A 17,456-nucleotide genomic window follows, 5' to 3' on the forward strand; every position below is an offset into this window, starting at 1 on the left:
GTCACCAGCGACAAGGCTTCCGCCAATGAGTTCAAAGTGAGCGGCGAGTTTTACCGTTGCACGAAAAACGCGAGCAATAGCTTTGGGATTGTTTTTGCGAAAATTAGCAATGGTATTATGATCAGGAACGAGTCCCTTCAAAAGCCACATGAGCTCAATATTCCGACTGCATTCTTTCTCCAGAGTTCTGGAGGAACGCATGCGATTGAGATATCCGTAAATAAAGAGTTTGAGTAAATCCGAAGGATGATAAGCGGGTCTTCCGTTTTCGACAAAATCGAAAGTAAAGCCAAAATCAGTAAGTTTTAAACTCTCTACAAAAAGGTCAATGAGCCTGATTTCGTTGTCTTTCCCTATGGCATCATCTATCGATGAGGCAAAAAGCGGGAGTTGGTTTCTGTTGGTTCCGTTGATGAATTTCATTCTTAAATGTATAAAAAATCAACGAGTTGCGCAAGTTATTTGAAAGATTTTTAATACAAAAAATGCAAGCGATCAAAAAGAAGGTTATTAGACAGTTTGACGTTCCCGCGCTACAAGCAGTTTGGGACTAAATTAAGCCCAATTTTCGGATTTCCCAAATCTCCCAAGTACAAAACCATATTCAAATTAAGCCTAAAACCCAAATTGCTTGTAGCGTGTGTGTGTGCCTTGCATGCACTTCCAATTCCTCAAAAGTAGGAATTTTATCTAGAGGGTGCAAGTCCCTTATCGGCAAGTTGTTGATTTTATATTGAGCCGATTAGCACGTGGTAAGCTGGTTTGGGGTGACCCATGCAGTGAAGGAAACCAAACGGCAAAAGTTTGTACCGAGGAACACAAAGCGTATAAGAGGCTAGCTAAATTGGGTAAGCATGCACAGCAATGCAAAGCCTTTAGACAACAGGTTTAGTTAGTAGATGCGTCGGGGATAGACGGAAAGAGGAAGTGCTTACCGAGGGAGGTCTTCACAACCACGAGTGGTTGGGTGGAGAAGTCAGCAGAAGTCATAGTACTTGGGGGAACGAGTTACCAATAGAAATGGTATAGGACTCACAAACAAGGAAGGACTGAACGCAAGTGGTTCTCAATTTTCACAGGAATAGCGTAAGTTATAGCCCTGAAAAAGCGGAACAGGTTAAACAAGAATCTGAGATTCTGAAATAAATTCAGAACTAGTAAATTCAGATTAAAACAACAAGTATGATTGCACAAGTAATACATCCTTACAATCTCCAAAAGGCGCTACGTCAAGTAGTAGTCAATAAAGGCAGTGCGGGCGTTGATGGCTTAAAAACCACTCAACTAGCGGATTATTTCCGTGAACATAAATCTGCATTGCTGGAAGACATTAAGAATGACCGTTACTTGCCGCAACCCATTCTTGGCGTAGAGATTCCAAAGGGAAATGGTAAAACAAGACTTTTAGGAATTCCAACAGTAGTCGATAGACTGCTTCAACAAGCCGTATCGCAAGCGATGATGCTCAGATTTGAAAAGGATTTTAGTGTGAATAGCTTCGGATTTCGACCCAACAAAAACGCCCGCCAAGCGGTAGGCAAAGCTTTGGGAAACATTCACGAAGGCTACAATTATATTGTAGATATTGACCTAAAGACCTTCTTTGATGAAGTCGACCATTGCTTGCTGATGAACCTGATTTACCAAAAGGTAAAATGTCCAACGACTTTGCGATTAATCCGCAAATGGTTGCGAGTGCCAATACTCACCAAAGGAAAACTAGTCAAACGCAGAAAAGGTGTTCCGCAAGGAAGTCCAATAAGTCCGCTTTTGTCAAATATCTTACTCCATGAATTGGACAAAGAACTGACGCGAAAAGGCTTGAAGTTTGTCCGTTATGCCGATGATTTTAGCATTTACACCAAATCGAAAACCCAAGCCAAAACAGTCGGGAATGCTATCTTTCTATTTTTGAGAGACAAGCTGAAACTGACCATTAATCTGGAAAAGAGTGGGATTAGAAAACCCATTCAGTTCACGATATTGGGATTTTCGTTTGCATCGACCTATCAAAAAGGAGTAAAGGGCAGGTATCAGTTAACCGTAGGGGACAAAGCTTGGGCAAAACTCAAGCAGAGTCTAAAAGAAGTGACACGCAAAACCGCACCCAAAAGTTTCGAGGTACGCATCCGTAAAATCAACGAAATCCAACGAGGATGGTTAAACTATTTTCGAGGAACGAGTATTCAAGGAAAGTTACGAGATATTGATGGATGGTTGCGCAATAGACTGCGCTACTGCATTTGGACGGACTGGAAGAAACCCGAGCGCAAAAGGAAGAACCTGATGCGATTAGGGATTGACAAAGACCATGCTTATGCTTGGAGCAGAACCAGAAAAGGAAAATGGCGAATTGCTCAAAGTCCAATTCTAACCACTACTATTACCCTACAAAGGCTCAAGAAGAAAGGCTATCAATCTATGTTAGAAATTTACAAGGAACTCAACCCATCACTTTGCGAACCGCCGTATACGAGAACCGTACGTACGGTGGTGTGAGAGGCGCACTCCGTCAGCTTCTGACGGAGCCGTCTACTCGATTGGCGGTAGTGCTTATTTCGGTTATTTCTTCTTTCAATTCTTTAGTTTCTGCACGATTTTTTGCTCCTAATAAATTTCTTAATTCATCAAAATCAATCTTTCCTTTTAGATAATATTCAATTAAAATTGTTTTAATATTTTGAAAATCATTGGAATTTATTAATTCAAAATGAGATTGGATAGTTTCTTTTGACTTTAAAAAAATGATTATGGAATTGTTAGTTCCGTTTGACAAAGCAGGACCAATATTACCTTTTGATGTATGAATTAGTTTTCCACTATAATCATCGTTTGTTAATCTAATTTTATTAATTTCATCTAGCGAGTATAATTTTCCGTCTACATTTATCGATTCTTTTTCAAAAACTAAATATCCTTCTAATTTTCCTCTTATAGGTTCTATTTGAGTAAAACCTTTAAATTTCAAAATTAGTCCGATTATCATTCCAATGATTGAAAGCCATTGAAAAAATAATTCTGTCGGTTTCAGAATTTGTTGTGAAATGTAACCTAATCCCAAAATTGAAAATAAAGTACAATAATAAATTTTATTGACGCTCCAATAAATGTTTTTACTCTTTTTAAAAATTGAAAATCTATTCATAATTCTTGATTCGGTTCGCGCATTACCGCCAACTTGTATATACGTCTGACAAAATCAGACCTATCACCCCAAAATTGGGTAGCTTTGTCTGACAAGAGTCAGGTTTATTTGTTTTCAAATGTAGTATGTTTATTTTACAAATCATCAAACGGACTTTTAATTTGTTGCAAACTTTTCGTACTTACGTGGGTATAAATTTCGTTAGTTTTACTGCTGTTATGACCCAATAATTCTTGTATGTAGCGTAAATCGGTACCGCTTTCCAGCAAATGAGTAGCAAAACTATGACGCAACCAATGCAAACTAACGGGTTTTGTAATGCTTACTTTTTGTAGTGCTTGCTTGAGGACACTTTGTAAACTTTTTTCGGAATAAGGTTCTCCAGGATTTACTCCTTCAAATAACCAAGTTTTTGGTTTATATCCCATATAATATTCTCGGAGCATTTCTAATATTTTTGGAGACAAAGGAGCAATTCGGTCTTTTTTACCTTTGCTTTGACGAATAATTACAATACCTCTTTTGGAATCTATATCAGCAGGTTTTAAATTTAAAAGTTCGCTTCGGCGCAAACCACAACTATAAATTAAGGATAACATTGTTTTGTGCTTGATGTTGCTATGAGCATTTAAGATTAGTTTTACTTCTTCTTTACTCAAAACGTTGGGCAATAGTTTGGCTCGTTTTGGTCGGTGTATTTTATCCACTTCAATCTTGGTTCCTCTTACTGTCTTAAAAAACAGCTTTATCGCATTGACAATCTGATTTTGGTAGGAAGCCGAAAGCTTATTCTTCAAAATATACCCGTTGTTATAGATAATTACATCCTCATTATTGATTTCAACAACCGGTTTTTCTCGGTAAAAAAACAAAAATGATTTCAAAGCTTCGCTGTAGGTGCTAATAGTGCTCTCGCTGTAACGCTTGGAACGCATCCATTGTTTGAATTTTTCAATTTGTTCTATTGCCTCTGCCGAAGGGAGTGAATTTGCATGGGGTTCTATATTGAAGCGTTCTCTGTTTTCCAGTGTATCGGGTAGGTGCCAAACTGTTTTTTGCTGGCTCCATCGTGCTCCTGCTATTTGTTTGATACGGGCAATTAAATCTTGATTTTTTTCAAAATAGACGGCAATTCTACTTTCGCTATTGTGTTTAATAAGTTTTGCTGACCAAGTCGTATTGTGTTGATTTTGAGATTGAAAGATACTAATTATTTTATAAATGGTTTTTTTACAGCAAGTTTTAATGTTAGATAACCGCTGTTTTGCGTGAGGGATTACTTCACTTTTTGATATTTTTCATAGGAGTTCAGTGAACTTCGTTTGCAGTGAAAATCCTTTTATGAAGCGCAGCAGAATAAAAGATTATAACGGATAGCCCGACCCGCTTTTTCAGCGGGGGACGCCCAAATTGATTGAATAAAGGCTAGTGCGATTTTTGAATGCTATAATTATTTAATTTCTACCCTGAAAGTATTGAAATTACGGTTGTCAGCAAGGCACTTTTTCATTTCGCTGGACGAAAAATATTTTTTGAAGTGGGTTTCAAATTAACCTATCTTTGCCAGCCGAACAATCGGGTGAAATACGTTGCTGTGTAATGCGCTGTGGTAAATGTTTGGGAAAACTGCTTTATTGCCGAATTACATTTGACCGAAAAAATAATAAAAATACCAGATGAAGTTTGATTTATTAAAAAAAGATCCGCTGTCTAAAGCCAGAGCGGGAAGTATTACTACTGATCATGGGGTGATTGAAACCCCAATTTTTATGCCTGTTGGAACCGTAGCTTCGGTAAAAGGAGTGCATCAGCGGGAATTGAAAGAAGATATAAATCCGGATATTATCCTGGGAAACACCTACCACTTATACTTGCGTCCGCAAACCGAAATTTTGGAGAAAGCCGGTGGTTTGCATAAATTCATGAACTGGGACCGGAATATTTTGACGGATTCCGGAGGATACCAAGTGTATTCGCTTTCGGCTAACCGAAAAATTAAGGAGGAAGGCGTGAAGTTTAAGTCACATATCGATGGTTCCTACCACTTTTTTACACCAGAGAATGTCATGGAAATTCAGCGTACCATAGGGGCCGATATTATCATGGCTTTTGATGAATGTACACCCTATCCTTGTGATTACAACTACGCAAAACGCTCGATGAAAATGACTCACCGCTGGCTGGACCGTTGCATCAATCATTTAGACACACAGCCTGTTAAATACGGGTATGATCAAACGTTTTTCCCGATTGTTCAGGGAAGTTGTTACAAAGACTTACGCCAACAATCAGCAGAATATATTGCGAATTCCAATCAACAAGGAAACGCGATTGGCGGCCTCTCAGTAGGGGAACCTGCCGAGGAAATGTATGCCATGACTGAAATTGTTTGTGAAATCCTGCCCGAAGACAAACCGCGGTACCTGATGGGTGTGGGAACTCCAATAAATATTCTCGAAAATATTGCGCTTGGAATCGACATGTTTGATTGTGTAATGCCTACGCGCAACGCCAGAAACGGAATGTTGTTTACGGCAAATGGCACGATTAACATTAAAAACAAAAAGTGGGAAGCTGATTTTTCGCCCGTTGACGAAATGGGAATCACCTTTGTAGATACGGAATATACCAAAGCGTATTTGCGTCACCTTTTTGCTGCCAATGAATACTTAGGGAAACAAATTGCCACAATACATAATCTTGGTTTTTACATGTGGTTGGTTCGTGAGGCCAGAAAACATATCTTAGCGGGCGATTTCAAGCCTTGGAAAGAAATGATGGTGAAAAATATGAACCAGAGACTGTAAAATAATTATGAGTTATAAATTATGAGTTAGCATGTATCTCATAATTCATAACTCATAATTCATAACTCATAACTCATAATTTAAAATATGCTAACAATAATAGACAAATACATCCTAAAGAGATATTTAGCCACATTTGTGGTGATGCTGTTGTTGTTTATACCGATAGGAATCGTTGTTGACGTATCTGAGAAGATCAATAAAATGCTGGAAAATAAAGTTCCGATTTTAGAGATAGGGCTTTATTACTACAACTTTACGGTTTATTTTGCAAACTCTCTTTTTCCAATATTTTTGTTTTTATCGGTGATTTGGTTCACGTCAAAACTGGCGAATGATACGGAGATTATTGCCATATTAAGCTCCGGGATTTCGTTCACACGTTTTTTGAGACCGTATATAATTGGCGCATCTATCGTTTCTGTTTTTGTATTGTTAATGGGTTTCTTTGTCGTTCCAGCGGCCAGTGAAGGCTTTAATAATTTCAGATATACGTACTTGAAAGGTGGTGGAAAAGAAGCCATGCGCGGTGATAATACAGACGTTTACCGCCAAATTAATGATAATGAGTTTATTTATGTAAACAGTTTTAATACCGAGTCTAAAACGGCTTTTAATTTTTCATTGGAAAAATTTAAAAACGAAAAACTTATCCATAAAATTACAGCCAGCAGAATCAAATGGAATCCAAAGGACAGTACTTACACGATGTTTGATTATACGAAAAGAACAGTAGGTGAACTGAATGATAAAATTGAAAAGCTACCCCAAAAAGATGCTGTTTTCACGTTTGATTTAGAGGATTTAACACCTGTAGTTTACATTGCAGAAACTTTAAGCTTAGGAAAATTGAATGCCTTTATCGAGAAAGAAAGAGAAAGAGGATCTTCTAATATCAATGTGTATTTGGTGGTTTTATATAAAAAGTACAGCGTTCCGGTATCGGCATTTATTCTTACTATCATTGCGGTTGCGGTTTCTTCGATGAAACGAAGAGGCGGAATGGGGACCAATTTAGCCATTGGAATTGCATTGGCTTTTGCCTTTGTATTTTTTGATAAAATCTTTGGCGTATTAGCCGAAAAATCGAGTATACCACCGATGTTAGCCGTTTGGTTGCCTAATATTGCTTTTGGAATTTTGGCCATTTATTTACTACGAAATGCAAAACGATAATTTAAAAAGTTACTTAAACCTTCATTTAATTGTTTTTATTTGGGGTTTTACCGCCATCCTAGGCGCTTTAATTACCATTACAGCAGATGCTTTAGTTTGGTATCGCATGTTTTTTGCCGGTATATTTTTAGTCATTTTTATATTATTTAAGAAAAAATCGTTCAGAATCCCTTTAAAATCTTTTCTCAAATTAATTTTTGTAGGATTATTGATTGCATTGCATTGGATCTTTTTTTTCAAAGCGATTCATGTTTCGAATGTGTCAATTACGTTGTCGGTTTTCTCGTTGGGTGCTTTTTTTGCATCAATACTCGAGCCACTGTTTTATGGTCGAAAGGTATTATGGTACGAAGTTTTTTTTGGACTCATCATTATCGCTGGATTGGCACTGATTATGAAGGTCGAAATCAATTATCTCGACGGAATGCTGTACGCTCTGGCGTCGATTATATTAGGCGTTTTATTTACGTTAATGAACGGAAAACTGATTGCAGATCACGATCCTTCGGTAATTTCTTTTTATGAATTCCTGGCGGGCGTTTGTTTCATATCGATTTACTTTTTGTTCCAAAAAAAATTCACTGTAGACTTTTTTGTATTGACCGTTAATAATTGGATTCTAATTCTGATTCTGGCTTCCATTTGCACGGCGTATGCCTTTACGGCTTCGGTGAAAGTAATGCAGAAATTAACACCATACACCGTAATGTTGACTACGAATCTGGAACCGGTTTACGGCATTGTGTTGGCGTATTTTATCCTTGGCGGAAAAGAAAAAATGAGTTTTGAATTTTACATTGGTGCACTGATAATCGTCATCACCGTAATCCTGAATGGTGCTATTAAACACTATCAAAAGGGCAAAACAGAATAAGAATCTACTGCTTTGTTGCAGCAAACTTTTACACATAAATAGAATATTTACCTTTTCGACCGATTTAAAATTTTATATTTGCGGTTCCAAATAAAAACAAAAACGCAAAAATCCTATGGAATATTTAGATTTTGAGCTTCCAATAAAAGAACTAGAAGAACAGTTAGACAAATGTCTCGTTATTGGTCAGGAATCAGATGTTGATGTAACGAATACTTGCAAACAAATCAACAAGAAATTAGAAGAGACTAAAAGAAAAATATACAAAAACTTGACTGCTTGGCAGCGTGTACAACTTTCCAGACACCCAAGTCGTCCGTATACAATGGATCACGTTCGCGCTTTGTGTGGCGACACTTTTCTGGAACTTTTTGGCGACAGAGGTTTTAAGGATGACAAAGCCATGATAGGAGGTTTAGGAAAAATTGACGGACAATCGTTTATGATTGTGGGACAACAAAAAGGATTTAATACCAAGACGCGTCAGTTCCGTAATTTTGGAATGGCCAATCCGGAAGGATATAGAAAAGCGCTGCGATTGATGAAAATGGCAGAGAAATTTGGCATTCCTGTTTTGACTTTGATTGACACTCCGGGAGCTTATCCTGGATTAGAAGCTGAAGAACGCGGACAAGGAGAAGCGATTGCCAGAAACATATTTGAAATGATTCGTTTAAAAGTGCCTATTATCACTGTTATTGTTGGTGAAGGAGCTTCTGGTGGAGCATTAGGAATAGGAGTGGGTGACAAAGTATACATGATGGAAAACACTTGGTATTCCGTTATTTCTCCAGAATCATGCTCGTCTATTTTATGGAAAAGCTGGGAATATAAAGAACAGGCTGCTGAGGCCTTGAAATTGACTTCAGCTGACATGAAAAAACAAAAATTAGTGGATGATATTATTCCGGAACCTTTAGGTGGAGCGCATTACGACAGAGAAACCACTTTCAAAACGGTGGAGCAATATATCATGAAAGGTTTTAACGAATTGAAAGACTTATCAACAACCGAATTAGTGGCTCAGAGAATGGAGAAATACAGTAAAATGGGTGAGTATAAAGAGTAAAATCTTACAAAATATAATTTGATCCGAAGCCTTACCGTTTCGGATTTTTTTTGGGTTATAAACAAAAAATAGTTACTTATGAACATTTATTTGTAACAACTCAATGCCAATTTTTTTTTTATTTTTGCTACTTTCGCTATATGGAAAACTTCAGAAATATTAGTCCTGTTAAGGTTGATAAAACTACTATTATAAGCCTTGAAAAAGGAAAATTGCAACCGCAAGTTCTCGATTTAGAAGAGGCTGTACTGGGTGCCATGATGATTGACAAAAAAGGGGTTGATGATGTAATTGACATTCTGCAGCCCGATGCTTTTTATAAAGAAGCACACAAACATATATTTGAGGCTATCGTGCAATTGTTTACAGAAACGCAGCCTATTGACTTATTAACCGTTTCTGCGCAGCTCAAGAAAAATGCAAAATTAGAATTGGCAGGCGGTGATTTTTACTTAATTCAGCTTACGCAAAAGATATCGTCTTCTGCACACATCGAATTTCACTCCAGAATCATACTTCAAAAATTTATTCAACGCAGTTTGATTCGGATTTCGACTGAAATTATTGAAGAATCCTATGATGAAACAACAGATGTTTTTGATTTATTAGACAGAGCCGAATCTAAATTATATGAAGTAACACAAGGAAATATAAAACGTAGTTCGGAGACGGCGCAGAGTTTAGTATTGCAAGCCAAAAAACGAATTGAAGAAATTGCAGGCCAAGAGGGTTTAAGTGGTGTTGCAACCGGTTTTGACAAACTGGACAAGATTACTTCAGGCTGGCAGCCAAGCGATTTAATCATTATAGCGGCAAGACCTGCAATGGGAAAAACAGCATTTGTACTATCGATGGCTCGAAATATGGCAATCGATTACGGAATGCCAGTGGCCTTATTCTCTCTGGAGATGGCATCTGTACAATTAATTACCCGTTTGATATCTTCAGAAACTGGTTTGTCATCGGAGAAATTACGTACCGGAAAACTGGAAAAGCACGAATGGGAACAACTGAGTACCAAAGTTAAGAATTTAGAAAAAGCACCTCTGTTTATTGATGATACACCTTCATTGTCTATTTTTGATTTAAGGGCTAAATCAAGACGTTTGGTTTCACAACACGGAATCCGAATTATTATTGTCGATTATTTGCAATTGATGACAGCTGGAGGAAACGGAAAAGGTGGAGGAAATAGAGAGCAGGAAATTTCAACGATTTCACGAAACTTAAAAGCATTAGCCAAGGAATTGAACGTTCCTGTAATTGCCCTTTCGCAATTGTCCCGAGCGGTAGAAACTCGTGGATCCAGCAAAAGACCTTTATTATCTGATTTACGTGAATCGGGAGCGATTGAACAAGATGCGGATATTGTATCTTTTTTATACCGTCCCGAATATTACAAAATTGACGAATGGGATGACGATGAAGCTTCACCAACTTCGGGTCAGGCGGAAATAATGATTGCCAAACACCGTAACGGTAGTATAGAAAACGTTCGACTGAAGTTTATAGGACATCTCGGAAAATTTGATAATCTGGAAGATTATAGCGGTGGTTATGATGATTTACCATCCAGTATGAATCAGGATGATAATCCTTTTATCACCAAAAATTTACCGTCTGCCAATGACGCGTTTGGAAGCAATTTGAATGATCCGGATGATGATAGTGATGTTCCTTTTTAACATACGTTCCTTTTTTGAAATACGATTCAAGCCTACTTTTGTAGGCTTTTTTGTAATTAATACCATTTTAGTTTTTAAAATACCGGAATATTTATTGTTAATAGTGTCATTTCAACCAAGGAGATTTAAACGAAGTGAACAAGTGAAACAAATCACATCAAGTTATTCAGATTATAAGATTTATTTCTTTAAGTGTCAGGATCTAAATGGCAAATGTGTGCTTATTATTCCAGTGAATAAAAAAGTAAAACTGGAAATATTTAATTAATGTAACATTTTTTATATTGTACATAAACCTTTTCTTCATAAAAGAAAAAAAAAACAGTACTTTAGATTTTCTTTTTCTTAACGGAATAGTAGTATAACTAAAAAACTAAACATTATGTCAGAAGAAGCCGTAACAGGTAACAATGCATCTGAGGGTGCAAAAAAAGTAAACACCATTCCGCTAATAGAGGCAAAAAAATGGGCCAAGCGATGGAAGAAAAAAGAAGGGAACTACAACAAACACCACGAATTAAATGCCTTTTTAATTCCAAAAATAGATTTATTGGAAGTATTGACCGAAGACGTTGATGCCGTGAGAGCCTATATTGGGATTGATGATAATGGAGTGGAGAAACTAATGATCGTAGGTACGAAATACGATCCGCTAACAAAGATTTATGTCGATATGATTACCGTTGGGGTGGGGAATGAGCCAGCCGGGCAAGATGATATTTATGATTTTACAACTCCTTGTCCAAATGCTTGTGATAAAAATAGCCCGCTTAACCAGTAGCCGCTTGATTTAAAAGTTTGAAATTTGTGTAATATTAAAATTTAATAATTATACTTCAAGACAAAAACTTATTAGATTATATCTTTAACGAAGTGTCCCAATCTGTGAAAGGATAATGTGACGACATCTAATCTGGTTTACATAACGCTGTATTGGTAGAGAAAAATTTGATTTTGAGCATACTAAGTATTTCAGAAAAAATAGTAGGTATTCGCTTTATGTATGGTTTAAAGGACCATTTAAATCTTAACTCTATTCGACTTTTATTGATACCGCGTTGCAAATAAGATTTCGGCAGCTAATTTATTCCGATTTTAACAAAAAATGGTTATCGTGAATATTTTGGGAATCGTTATTTTGTAGATGAAGTATCTGAATTATTAGCAAATTTTGTACAGTATCAAATGCAATTTAATGATGCTTTAGAATATAAAAAAAAACAATAAGAGGAGGTTTTTTTGGTGAGAATTCTTTGGATAACAGGTTTTAGAATTAGAATTGCGAGTTTATGGCTTTTTATTTTGAGATAAGTGATAACATTATCAAGTCCGTTCACTTACCTTAAAATGATCAAACGCGAAATTTTGCTACCGTTTACATGGATTCGACCTCCAATGCCTACAAGGTTGTGATGGATATTAGACAAGTTTAGCAACATTGATGGTTGAAAAATATTCTACAGAGCGTGAATTGTTTTTTTATAGAAAGTTCAGGGATATGATATTTTTTTAAAATTGGATGGGAGTAGCAAGTATAACGAAATGTATTATTTTGTCTCACCTTTCGTAAGCAGTATGATTAAAATGCAGGATTACAAGGAAGAAGCTCTTTCTACGATATACTATGACAAAACAGTTCTCTTTAAAGCATTGCTTAAAATAATAAATTAGAAGAGGCTTTTGTATGGCTAAAGAGCAAATTTGATGAGTTGGAGGGAGAATACAATGTTGCTTTAATTTAATAGTCATAGAGATTTGTTGTTTTTATGTCGCGTTGTTTTTTAAGCAATGATTCATATTTTATGAAAATAGAAAAAAAATAATGGCAATAATCAATTAAAACTATGTACTAAAAGACTTATTAGAAAAGCATTCGTCAAATAAATCAATTATAAAACTTAACGAGATGGGGTCGTATACCACTATAAATTTAATGTTTTTGCCCTATGGAGCAAAGGAAATCTATGAATTGTTATATAAATCAGCCAATTACCTGTTAGCTTTTAACATACTTTTATTTCTAAAAACCGCTGTTAAGGAAAAAATATTTGTAATATTTTTCTGTTATCTTTTGACAGTAGGTGTGATTCAATTCTATTCAACTTATTTATTTAATAAACGCATTAATAATATTTGGTTGTCCCACTATTATTTCATTTCTCAATTTTTATTTCTTAGCTTCTTTTATTATTATTTACTAAAAAAAAGGAAAATAAGAATTGTCATTGGCGGGATTATAATTTTTACGATGGTTGTTTTTACATTTCAATATTTGATTGAGGATCATCTTTTTGAAAAGTATAATTCTTTAGGAATTTTTTTTACTCAAGTTGTAATTTCTTCCTATGCAGTAATATACTTCTTAAATACTCTTATTAAAGAAAAGTCATATTCATATATAAATTCCGGCATTTTTATTTATATGTTAACAAGTTCGTTAATTTTTGCGGCAGGAAATTTATTAGTTGATACTGGTCCCTCTTTGTATATGTATTTTTGGGTATTAAATGCTTTCTTTTGTTTATTATATCAAATCTTAATTAATATCGAATGGTGGAAGAGCTTTTATCGGAAGAAAACAGATTAGTTTTAATTGTTGCACTTGGGGTCTTTCTAATATTATTCATGGCTTTGTTATTAATACTTTTCTTTAAACTTTCACAAAGAAAAATCATTCAGAAGGAATTAGAAAAAAAAGACTTAGAAATTCAGTATCAAAAAGAGCTTTTAAGTGCCGTTATTATTACACAAGAAGAGGAACGCAAGCGTATTGCGCAAGATTTGCATGATGATATTAGTTCTAAACTTAATATAGTTTCTTTAAATAGTCATTTGCTGACCGCGCCTAATTTAACCGCTAATGAAGTAATTGAAATCACGGCTAACATTATTGATCTTACACACAAAGCATTAGATAATTCAAGAAAAATTGCACACGGTTTGCTACCGCCGGTTTTGGATAAATTTGGATTGCATGCAGGCGTTGAGGAATTATGCATGGAATTTAACAGTTCCAAAGCTGTAAATATAGATTATCAAAATAAAACGACATTTGCTATTTCAGATAACGATAAACATTTGCATGTGTTTAGAATTTTACAGGAACTGATGAATAATTCATTACGACATGGAAAAGCCACGGTTATTTCGATTCTTTTTGAAGAAGAAAATGGTATAAAAAATTGTCATTACACGGATAACGGAATTGGTTTTGAAATGAAAAATAATGAAAATCAGAAAGGTCTCGGAATGAAAAATATAGAAAGCAGAATCGCTTTTTTGAATGGTAAATTGACCTTGGAATCAGTATTAAATAAAGGGATTTCAGTAGTTTTTAATTTTAAATAATGAATAAAACTATAAAAATTATATTAGTGGATGATGAAATTCTTTTTAGAAAAGGAATTTCTTTTTTATTGGGGCGTGAAGCACATATTAAAATTATTTTTGAAGCTTCTAATGGGAACGAATTGATTTCTTTTCTCCAAAGCAATAAAAACAATCACCCTGATATTATTATCATGGACTTAAAAATGCCCGGAATAAATGGTGTTGAAGCAACAAAGATCATCCATGCCGAGTTTCCGGAGTTAAAAATTATTGCATTGACGAGCTACAATTCTAAATCTTTTGTCGCGAATATGATTGATGTAGGTGCCGTTTCGTATTTGATAAAGAGCGCGACGCCCCAGGAATTACTGACAACTATAAATGAAGTTGCGGAAAAAGGATTTTATTACACGGATTATGTCATGAAAATCATTCAGGCGGACGTGTTGACTTCTAAAAAAACAAAAAGCATATTAGATACTAATTTTTTAACCGCTCGGGAAATTGAAGTGCTTAGACTTATTTGTTCCCAAAAGAGTACAGTTGAAATTGCAAATGCTCTTTTTATAAGTCCAAGAACGGTTGAAGGACATCGAAATAATTTGTTGTTGAAGACAGAATCCAGAAATATTGCAGGATTAGTTGTCTACGCAGTTCAAAATGAAATTATGCTACTTGATGTGTAAGATTGCTGGTTAACTTGAAAAGTACACGCAATAGAATTTGTTGCTAATAGGAATTTCTGGCGTTTTTAACTATTTTTGAACTGAAGCGTGTAGCCTTTTATGTCTTTTTCTAAAGTCGTTTGCAACAATTCTTTAACGGAACTCATGCCTCCAAAATCTCGATGGTAGGAAAATAAAAATTTTGAGGTTGTGATTAATTTTAAATTGGTATCGAAATGGGTCTCAGATTTGATCAGTTTTTTGGTGATTTTTTGGAGTTGTTCATTGATAATTTCACTCTCATAATAATCAATTGTTGGATTTTTTAAACAAATACTTTTTAATGCAAAATGGATTCTGTAATCCAACTCTTTTACTGCTAGTGTTTTTATAAAATCAGAGTAAAATGGATTGGTAATGTATCCAAAACCCATTTTAAATTTAGTCTTCCTTAAAATTCCGTGCTCAATGTCGTTTAATGAAAGTAAAGAATGAGCAATTTTTATTCTTTTCAATGCGAAAATGGCGTCACGATCTTCCGTATTTTTTGAAATGATATGAAAAAATGCATTGTAAATATTTATCCAAAATGCTTTTCTCAAATCATTAGTATCCAGACTTTTCTCCAGTTTGGCTTGTCGGATATAGAAAAGCTGTCTCCTGAGCAATGTCGAATCTCCTTCTAATTTTGCTATAGAGAGAATTTCCTCTGATAAAGTGGTATAATAATTTTTCAAAATGATTTATTTACAATATTTTTTTAATAATCTACAAACGAAGATGTTGGAAACAAAGCATGTAAAAAATTAAAATGAGAATTACTAATAGACATAATCCTATTTTTTTAAATAAATTCATTAAATTGAATGGGTCATTGCTTTCATTTGGATTCATTACTAAATTTTTCATTATGATTGCTTAAGTGATATCTGCGAATTTATGATTAAGATATAGTTTGGCTATGCGTATTTTTACGTGTTTTATTAAAAAAGGCAATCTTTGTAATTCATTTAAAAGTTAAATATGAAATAATTCAAATGCTTAGTTTCTATCTTTGAGGTATCAAAATTTTCAGAATATGCGCAAACGATTTCTATTTATACTCATTTTGTTAGTGTCAATATCTACTAAAGCTTCTTTTATTTTATTACCAATGGATGAAACCTCGCAGAAAAATCATTTGAAAGCGTATGGAATAACCTATTGGTGTTTGAATAAAAATTATAAAGCAAGCTGGTTACTCAATTACCGTGGCGGATCTTTTTTACTGCCTGATGCAGAGGAAATTCGTAAAGAATGCCAGATTCGAGGTGTCAGTTTCGAAATAATTTCTGATGGAGAAGAAGTGGCCATATTAAATGAAATCTCCAGTCCTTCCCAGAATATGGAATCAGTAGTATTAGAAAAAGCACCAAAGATTGCTGTTTACACCCCCAAAGGAAAACAACCTTGGGATGATGCTGTAACTTTGGTTTTGACGTATGCTGAGATTCCTTTTACTCCAATTTATGATGAAGAAGTACTGAGTGATCAATTACTGCTTTACGATTGGTTGCACTTGCACCACGAAGACTTTACGGGACAATACGGAAAATTTTATGGAGCCTATAAAAATGTTCCTTGGTATATTGAACAAAAGAAAGAGGCTGAAACATTAGCTTCCAAACTGGGATATTCTAAGGTTTCTAATGAAAAAGGAGCTGTAGCCAAAAAAATCAGGGATTTTGTAATTGGAGGAGGATTTATGTTTGCGATGTGCTCTGCAACGGATAGTTTTGATATTGCTTTGGCGGCTGACGGACTTGATATTTGCGAAGCCATGTTTGATGGCGATGCCAGTGAAGGAAATTACCAATCAAAGATGAATTACAATAATTCTTTTGCCTTCAAAGATTTTACTTTGGAAAGAAGACCCGAGCAATATGAATTCTCGGATATTGATATGACTTCAAAACGAAGAATTCCTATGGACAAAGATTATTTTACTTTAATGGAATTTTCAGCAAAATGGGATCCAATTCCTAGTATGTTGTGTCAAAATCACACGCAGTTGGTCAAAGGATTTATGGGGCAAACTACCGCTTTTGATTCGCCTTTAATAAAATCAAATGTTTTGGTTATGGGATCTTGCGAACTAAATGGGGAAGCACGTTATATTCATGGGCAAAAAGGGAAAGGAATGTTCACGTTTTATGGTGGTCACGATCCCGAAGATTTTCAACATCAGGTGGGTGATCCGCCTACGGTTTTGGACTTGCATTCTAATTCACCGGGCTATCGCTTGATTTTGAATAATGTGTTGTTTCCAGCAGCCAGAAAGAAAAAATTAAAAACATAAGGTAAAAATAAAAGCCAATCGGAAATTGATTGGCTTTTATTTTTTAGCTGTCCCGTCCTGAAATAGGTTGTCACTCAAACAACTTAATTTATGGAATCACAATCCCCGCAAAGACAAAAACGTAGTCAACGAGATTACAGCCTAGCTTTTAAATTACAAGTAGTTGCCGAAGTAGAAAAAGGCGAGTTAACCTATAAACAAGCTCAAAAAAAGTATGGAATTCAAGGTAGAAGCACTGTTTTGGTTTGGATGCGAAAACATAGTATCTTAGATTGGAAAGAATTACCATCTATGTCACAAAAGAATACTCCAGAACAACGAATAAAAGAGCTAGAATCACTACTTTCTAAGGAAAAAGAAAAAGTAC

The 17,456-nt window shown here is 35.2% G+C and carries 16 protein-coding genes; 12 read left to right on the forward strand and 4 right to left on the reverse strand.

The genetic code is table 11. The features are described 5' to 3' along the window. Nucleotides 1-423 (reverse strand): transposase (locus tag BMZ76_RS15450; RefSeq protein ID WP_143071113.1); only part of this gene is annotated, 423 nt, incomplete at its 3' end. A gap of 759 nt (nt 424-1,182) precedes the next feature. Here BMZ76_RS15450 and ltrA point away from each other — a divergent pair. Then, nucleotides 1,183-2,499, forward strand: a complete 1,317-nt coding sequence (ltrA, locus tag BMZ76_RS15460; RefSeq protein WP_091209184.1) for a group II intron reverse transcriptase/maturase — start codon at nt 1,183-1,185, stop codon at nt 2,497-2,499. Nucleotides 2,500-2,512: 13 nt separating this feature from the next. On the opposite strand, the gene BMZ76_RS15465 is transcribed toward ltrA, so the two are convergent. Then, on the reverse strand, nt 2,513-2,986 hold the full coding sequence (locus BMZ76_RS15465) for a hypothetical protein (protein WP_167547479.1): 474 nt from the start codon (nt 2,984-2,986) through the stop codon (nt 2,513-2,515). A 293-nt stretch (nt 2,987-3,279) separates the two neighbouring features. Next, entirely contained in the window at nt 3,280-4,440 is a 1,161-nt protein-coding gene (locus BMZ76_RS15470; protein ID WP_317615074.1) for a tyrosine-type recombinase/integrase, read from the reverse strand. Between the two features lie 381 nt (nt 4,441-4,821). Here BMZ76_RS15470 and tgt point away from each other — a divergent pair, with 381 nt between their 5' ends. From tgt to BMZ76_RS15520, 9 genes are all read left to right on the forward strand, one after another. Next, entirely contained in the window at nt 4,822-5,952 is a 1,131-nt protein-coding gene (gene tgt / locus BMZ76_RS15475) for a tRNA guanosine(34) transglycosylase Tgt (protein WP_091209193.1), read from the forward strand. 87 nt (nt 5,953-6,039) lie between these two features. Then, nucleotides 6,040-7,128, forward strand: a complete 1,089-nt coding sequence (locus BMZ76_RS15480; protein ID WP_091209195.1) for an LptF/LptG family permease — start codon at nt 6,040-6,042, stop codon at nt 7,126-7,128. Beyond that, the gene (locus tag BMZ76_RS15485; protein ID WP_091209197.1) at nt 7,115-8,002 is read left to right on the forward strand and encodes a DMT family transporter; all 888 of its coding nucleotides are present in this window, start codon (nt 7,115-7,117) and stop codon (nt 8,000-8,002) included. The genes BMZ76_RS15480 and BMZ76_RS15485 overlap by 14 nt, the downstream gene beginning before the upstream one ends. A 115-nt stretch (nt 8,003-8,117) precedes the next feature. Next, on the forward strand, nt 8,118-9,071 hold the full coding sequence (locus BMZ76_RS15490; protein ID WP_091209200.1) for an acetyl-CoA carboxylase carboxyltransferase subunit alpha: 954 nt from the start codon (nt 8,118-8,120) through the stop codon (nt 9,069-9,071). A 140-nt stretch (nt 9,072-9,211) separates the two neighbouring features. Continuing rightward, on the forward strand, nt 9,212-10,756 hold the full coding sequence (gene dnaB, locus BMZ76_RS15495; RefSeq protein WP_091209202.1) for a replicative DNA helicase: 1,545 nt from the start codon (nt 9,212-9,214) through the stop codon (nt 10,754-10,756). A 382-nt stretch (nt 10,757-11,138) separates the two neighbouring features. Then, entirely contained in the window at nt 11,139-11,537 is a 399-nt protein-coding gene (locus tag BMZ76_RS15505; protein WP_091209209.1) for a hypothetical protein, read from the forward strand. Between the two features lie 1,125 nt (nt 11,538-12,662). Continuing rightward, the gene (locus tag BMZ76_RS15510; RefSeq protein ID WP_091209212.1) at nt 12,663-13,343 is read left to right on the forward strand and encodes a hypothetical protein; all 681 of its coding nucleotides are present in this window, start codon (nt 12,663-12,665) and stop codon (nt 13,341-13,343) included. Further along, on the forward strand, nt 13,307-14,104 hold the full coding sequence (locus BMZ76_RS15515) for a sensor histidine kinase (RefSeq protein WP_091209216.1): 798 nt from the start codon (nt 13,307-13,309) through the stop codon (nt 14,102-14,104). Before BMZ76_RS15510 ends, BMZ76_RS15515 begins: the two co-directional genes overlap by 37 nt. Then, nucleotides 14,104-14,772 carry a response regulator transcription factor gene (locus BMZ76_RS15520; protein WP_091209219.1) on the forward strand — a complete coding sequence of 223 codons (669 nt, stop codon included), beginning with the start codon at nt 14,104-14,106 and terminating at the stop codon, nt 14,770-14,772. Before BMZ76_RS15515 ends, BMZ76_RS15520 begins: the two co-directional genes overlap by 1 nt. Nucleotides 14,773-14,837: 65 nt before the next feature. On the opposite strand, the gene BMZ76_RS15525 is transcribed toward BMZ76_RS15520, so the two are convergent. After that, nucleotides 14,838-15,488, reverse strand: a complete 651-nt coding sequence (locus BMZ76_RS15525; RefSeq protein WP_167547480.1) for a DUF547 domain-containing protein — start codon at nt 15,486-15,488, stop codon at nt 14,838-14,840. A 341-nt stretch (nt 15,489-15,829) separates the two neighbouring features. On the opposite strand from BMZ76_RS15525, the gene BMZ76_RS15530 reads away from it, so the two are divergent. Next, nucleotides 15,830-17,089 (forward strand): asparagine synthetase B, encoded by a 1,260-nt coding sequence (locus tag BMZ76_RS15530; RefSeq protein WP_091209225.1) that lies wholly within the window; start codon nt 15,830-15,832, stop codon nt 17,087-17,089. A 90-nt stretch (nt 17,090-17,179) separates the two neighbouring features. After that, the coding region (locus tag BMZ76_RS16270; protein WP_396230385.1) for a helix-turn-helix domain-containing protein at nt 17,180-17,456 on the forward strand (277 nt) is incomplete at its 3' end.

Source organism: Flavobacterium xueshanense (genome assembly GCF_900112975.1).
GTDB lineage: Bacteria > Bacteroidota > Bacteroidia > Flavobacteriales > Flavobacteriaceae > Flavobacterium > Flavobacterium xueshanense.